The sequence below is a fragment of the Bacillus sp. LR_5 genome (genome assembly GCF_042709275.1).
The window spans coordinates 1-1,469 of sequence record NZ_JAVAXX010000577.1; the positions used below are offsets into that span (position 1 = coordinate 1).

General features: G+C 36.2%; 3 protein-coding genes and 1 tRNA gene. 2 read left to right on the top strand and 2 right to left on the bottom strand.

Translation table 11 applies throughout. The annotated features are described in order from the left end of the window. Positions 1–494: amidase domain-containing protein (locus RAC86_RS38620; RefSeq protein ID WP_377886948.1), on the top strand; the 494-nt coding region annotated here is incomplete at its 5' end. Positions 495–564: 70 nt separating this feature from the next. Here RAC86_RS38620 and RAC86_RS38625 read toward each other — a convergent pair. After that, complete coding sequence (locus RAC86_RS38625) at positions 565–723, bottom strand: hypothetical protein (RefSeq protein ID WP_003245507.1); 159 nt, start codon at positions 721–723, stop codon at positions 565–567. Positions 724–896: 173 nt separating this feature from the next. On the opposite strand from RAC86_RS38625, the gene RAC86_RS38630 reads away from it, so the two are divergent. Next, the gene (locus RAC86_RS38630; RefSeq protein WP_272904528.1) at positions 897–1,031 is read left to right on the top strand and encodes a hypothetical protein; all 135 of its coding nucleotides are present in this window, start codon (positions 897–899) and stop codon (positions 1,029–1,031) included. Between the two features lie 303 nt (positions 1,032–1,334). Here the strand turns inward: RAC86_RS38630 and RAC86_RS38635 are convergent. Then, a tRNA-Val gene (locus tag RAC86_RS38635) sits at positions 1,335–1,407 on the bottom strand. Positions 1,408–1,469 lie beyond the last annotated feature (62 nt).

The following is a 1,469-nucleotide window of genomic DNA, read 5'->3' on the forward strand; positions in this document are numbered from 1 at the left end:
ATCAACTAACTGTGACTGCAACATCTGTTAAAGGATATAGTGGTTACGCTGCAATGAAATATGCAGAAAAATATGCCTTAAAACCAAATAAAAACTATAAATATTATAAAGACAAAGATTGTACTAACTTTGTTTCCCAAGCATTAAGAGCTGGAAGAATGCCGTACTTTAAAGAATGGAAACCCTATACGGATGCTTGGGTTAATGCAGGAGCCTTTAGATCATACATTTTAAAAGCTGGCGGAATAAAAATGAAGACTGTTTCTGATACATATTCAAATGTAAAGCTTGGAGATGTATATCACTATGATTACCATAATAAAATAGGTCTTCGCTATGCTGATGGTTGGATGGATCATACGGCTATCGTAACGAGCCGAGCAAATATGAAACTTTATGTAAGTTATCATTCTACCAATAGACTTAATGTTCCTCGAGAATATGTTACTTCTAAGGAAGGCGGAAAACGGTATGTTTCTAGTATTCGCAATTAATAAATTGATACTAAATCGTTGATCATGCCTTCCGCTACTTAATAAGCTGTTGGGAAAGCAATCCCCTGATCTAGAGTGGTTCAGGGGATTTTTGTAATTTAAACGTGTTCCAACGCTCAGAAATTCCGTTCATTTGTTTTCCCTCTTCTCTCAATACATCAATATCTTTAAAGTAAACCGCAGCCGTAAATGAAATGATTGCCCCGATCAAAGCAAGGTTCGCTTTCATGTCCGGCCTGTAATCGTGTTGGAAATATATCCAGAATCAACACCCCATCAGCAGAAACAATATTCTAAGTGCCATCCAATCCCTCTAACTCAAATTACTAACAAAAAACACCTTGGATATTTTTGTATTCCATTTAATAATAAAGTTGTATTTTAAAAAAAGAAGTGCTTAAAATGAAATTGAAAAAAGCTTTAACTGGTTTTGCATTATCCCTTGCTTTACTCGTTTCTGTTGCTCCTGCTTTTGCTACAAGCCTTGCAAACCATAGCACAAATCACGAATCAGTATCACCCCAAGCAATTTATTAAGATTATTATAAAGGGGCTGATTCTAGAGCAGAATTTAAAAATACAATTGATGTTTTCAGTACAAAATTTTATTTAAAAGATGCATGGCTGAAGTGACGGTCTTGGACTGGCTATTATCAATGAAGATTTAACAGAAATCCGATCTTTCGTTTGTTACTATTGAACTAATCAAGTAAGTTTGGAGGTAGTTTTTGGACTGCGGTCAATTAATTTCGCCAACAGTTTGCCAACAACTCGCGAATTTGATAAACCGGCTTTATTAAAGCAAAATAAAAAACCCTTGCGTAGCAAGGGTTTAAGCTATGATTCCGACTGGGCTCGAACCAGCGACCTCTACCCTGTCAAGGTAGCGCTCTCCCAGCTGAGCTACGGAATCATGATATGTATGTGTTGCTGGGTATGTTGTTGTCTTTCTGACAAGTTCTATTATATAACCTT